The sequence below is a fragment of the Pseudomonas sp. BN411 genome, assembly GCF_029871235.1.
GTDB lineage: Bacteria > Pseudomonadota > Gammaproteobacteria > Pseudomonadales > Pseudomonadaceae > Metapseudomonas.
Map to the genome: position 1 here is coordinate 1 of NZ_SSOM01000017.1, position 3,453 is coordinate 3,453.

2 protein-coding genes and 2 pseudogenes are annotated in these 3,453 nt (G+C 64.1%); 1 reads left to right on the forward strand and 3 read right to left on the reverse strand.

Annotated elements, in window-relative coordinates:
• Positions 1 to 408 (reverse strand): annotated as a pseudogene (locus E8F06_RS00735) (energy transducer TonB); the annotation flags it as partial.
• Between the two features lie 570 nt (positions 409 to 978).
• Positions 979 to 1,881: a TauD/TfdA family dioxygenase gene (locus tag E8F06_RS00740; RefSeq protein WP_280363208.1), complete on the reverse strand. Its 903-nt coding sequence runs from the start codon at positions 1,879 to 1,881 to the stop codon at positions 979 to 981.
• Positions 1,882 to 2,043: 162 nt separating this feature from the next.
• Here E8F06_RS00740 and E8F06_RS00745 point away from each other — a divergent pair, with 162 nt between their 5' ends.
• Entirely contained in the window at positions 2,044 to 2,958 is a 915-nt protein-coding gene (locus tag E8F06_RS00745) for a LysR family transcriptional regulator (protein ID WP_280363211.1), read from the forward strand.
• 8 nt (positions 2,959 to 2,966) lie between these two features.
• Here E8F06_RS00745 and E8F06_RS00750 read toward each other — a convergent pair.
• Positions 2,967 to 3,453: pseudogene (locus E8F06_RS00750) on the reverse strand (IS3 family transposase); the annotation flags it as partial.

A 3,453-nucleotide genomic window follows, 5' to 3' on the forward strand; every position in this document is an offset into this window, starting at 1 on the left:
GGGTTTGGGCACCGGCTTGGGCGGCGGCTTCACGGCCAGCTCCTCCACCACCGGGGGCGGCGGCTCGATCACGGGCGGCGGCGGCTCGGGCGGTGGCGGTTCCACCACGGGCGGGGCCGGGGCGGTGAACTCGATGGTCATGGGCGGAATCTGCGGCGGTACTTCCGGCAGCGGCGGCGTGGGTTTCTGGCTCAGCCAGTGCAGCACGGCGCCATGCAGGACCAGGGCGAAGGCGCCCAGCAGCCAGGCCTCGCGGCGGCTGAGCACGCGGCTGTCGCCGGGGCTGCGGAAGACCGTGCGGTCCAGCGCCTGGCGTACCGGCACGCCGAGGTCGCGGACCTCGCCTGGGCGGCGAACGTCCTGCCAGTGCAATTCACGGCCGCTGTCGGCTTCGAGGACATTGCCCATGGGCAAGACTCCTGGGGATAAAAAGACCCGGCCTGTGCCACCGGGCTTGTTGAATTGACAGCCGGCTCAAGGCCGGCGAGATGGCCGAGCTAGAGCGGTCGGCCATGGAGGGATGATTGGGGTGGCAGGCTTATCTCATAAAGTAATTTTTAATGATTTTGTAATTACTTTTAGAAATATATGATTCGTAAGTAATTGAATTTAAGAAATATTTTTCCGCGCATGCCTTAAGGACATCGAAAATATGCCCGACAGGCATCGGAGGCCCCCTAGGTTGGTCCGAGCGCAGCGACGCCCAACATCGCGCAGTGTCGGATGCCTTCGTTGGGCTTCGCGTAGCTCAGACCAACCTACACGTAGCGCACAGCCTCACCGCCAGCGCAGAGACCGAGAAGTGGCACCGTAGGTTGGTCCGAGCGCAGCGAGGCCCAACATTGCGCGGTGTCGGATGCCACAAATCAGCCAAACCCGTCAGTGCGGTAGCCGCAAGGCTTTCGGTGCGCGCGGCGCACCCTACAAACGCAAAAGCCCCCAGCGGATCGCTCCGGTGGGGGCTTTTGGCTTGAACAATCAGCTCTTGCGAAGGGTCTGGCTGCGCTGGCCGTCGATGCTCACCGGCACATCACCGGCCAGGGTCACGCGGCGGACGATGCGCGGTTGGGTGTCGTAGTCGTCGACGGCGTAGTGCTGGGTCGCCCGGTTGTCCCAGATGGCCACGTCGCCGGCCTGCCAGCGCCAGCGCACGGTGTTCTCCAGGCGTGTGACGTGGCTCTGCAGTACGGTGAACAGGTGCGCCGAGTCGGGCTGGGAGAAGCCCTTGATGCGCTTGACGAAGTGCCCCAGCAGCAGCGTGCGCTCGCCGCTTACCGGATGCACCCGCACCACCGGATGCTCGGTCTCATAGACGGTGGAGGTGAACACCTTGCGGTACTGCTCCAGCTTCTCGGCGCTAACGTGCGGCCGCACGGCGGCGTAGTCGTACTCGTTGCTGTGAACCGCCCAGAGCTTGTCGGCCAGCTCGCGCAGGGGGGCGGGCAGGTCCTGGTAGGCGGTGGCGGTGTTGGCCCAGACGGTATCGCCACCGGCCTCCGGCGCCACCACGCTGCGCAGGATGGAAGCCTTGGGATAGGCGTCGACGAAGGTGACGTCGGTGTGCCAGGAGTTGGCGCGCTGGCCCTCGGCACCATCCAGTTGCAGCAGGTAATGGGTGCCCTCGCGCACCGGTACCGTGGGATGGGCCACTGGCTCGCCGAGCAGTTTGGCAAAGGCTTCCTGGCCCTGGTCGTCGAGCTGGGTCTGGCCGCGGAAGAAGATCACCTTGTATTGCACCAGCGCCGCCTGGATGGCTTCGAGGGTGGCGGCGTCCAGGGTGGGCGACAGGGTGACGCCCCGGATTTCGGCGCCGATGCGGCCGGCGACGGGATGGATATCGAGTTCAACGGCCCGAGATTGGGCCAGTGCGGCATTGCTCATGGTGCGGTCCTCGTGTCAGCGGAGAAGGGCCATATACTTATTCGATATACGTCTAATAAATTATCGAATACGCATTTGACGGAATAAGAGCCTGCATTTAAAACCCCAGCCAATGCCGCGACAAATGCCTTCGCCCTATATTTTCGATGCCGGAAAAGCACCATGGATCTGCGCCAGCTCCGCTACTTCATCGCCCTGATCGAACACCGCAGTTTTGTTCGCGCGGCTGACGCCATGGGCATCACCCAACCGGCCTTCAGCCGCAGCATCCAGGGCCTGGAACAGGACTTCGGCTGCCAACTGGTGGACCGAGGCAGCAAGGACCTGCGCCCAACGCCCGAGGGCCAGGTGGTGCTGCAACACGCCCTGCGCCTGGTGCAGGGGGCCAGCAATCTGGTGCGCGAAATCGACCAGATGACCAAGCTGGATGCCGGCGAGCTGCATTTCGGCGCGGGACCGGCACCGGCCACCAAGCTGGTGCCGGATGCACTGGCCAGCTTCATGCGCCTCTACCCGCGCATCCACACCCATTTCGAAGTGAACAACTGGGAGGTCCTGGGGCGGCGCCTGGCCCGCGAGGAAATCGAGTTCTTCATCGCCGACGTACGCCAGTTCGAAGCTGACCCCAACTTCCAGACCCGTCCGCTCACGCCACGTTACGGGCGTTTCTTCTGCCGCCAGGGACACCCACTGCTGGCCAAGGAGAGCCTCTCCACCAACGACATGTTCGACTACCCGCTGGCGGCCACGCGCCTGCCAGCGGGTATTCGCAAGCTGCTGGCGAGCTACAGCGGGATGGCGGATTTCCAGCTCAGCCTGGAATGCGACCACGTGCCCACCCTGGTGCAGGTGGTGCGCCAGACCGATGCCATCGGCATCGCCCAGCAGGAAACCATTGCCCCGCTGCTGGAGCGCGGCGAACTGGCCCTGCTGCACTGGCGCAACCTGCCCGAGCGGATGGACAGCCTGGCCGCGCACTGCGGCATCGTCACCCGCACGGGCTATCGCCTGTCGCCGGCGGCGCGGGCGCTGATCGAGGTACTGGTGGAGATGGATGCGGTGGAGGTGGCGGCGTAGTGAAGTGGTCAAGTAAAACTGGACACCGGTTTAGGTCTATCCGGCCAGCGCTTCGCGCTGTACCGGTGTCTGGTAACTGTTGTAGCTGTGCGGCCGTCGGTGGTTGTAGTAGTCGGTCAGGTAGCGCAGTACGTCAGCCTCTGCTTCGGCTTGGCTGGCGTAACCCGAAGCCGGTATCCATTCGGATTTGAGGCTCCGGAAGAAACGCTCCATCGGGGCGTTGTCCCAGCAATTGCCGCGACGACTCATGCTCTGGCGGATTCGATGCCGCCAGAGCAATTGTCGAAACTCCTGACTGCTGTAGTGGCTGCCCTGGTCGGAGTGAAACAGCACTCCGCCGGGGCAACCGCGAGCCTCATAGGCCACGCGCAAAGCACGTCCGGTGAGCTGCGAGTCCGGACGATCGGACATTGCCCAACCCACAATCCGCCGCGCATACAGGTCCATGACCGCGGCCAAGTAGATCCAGCGCCCGCCGGCCCAGATGTACGTCAC

What these genes read in the sequence shown, in the direction of transcription:
- E8F06_RS00740 (WP_280363208.1), bottom strand. Translation starts at nt 1,881, where the DNA reads ATGAGCAATGCCGCACTGGCCCAATCTCGGGCCGTTGAACTCGATATC.
- E8F06_RS00745 (WP_280363211.1), top strand. Translation starts at nt 2,044, where the DNA reads ATGGATCTGCGCCAGCTCCGCTACTTCATCGCCCTGATCGAACACCGC.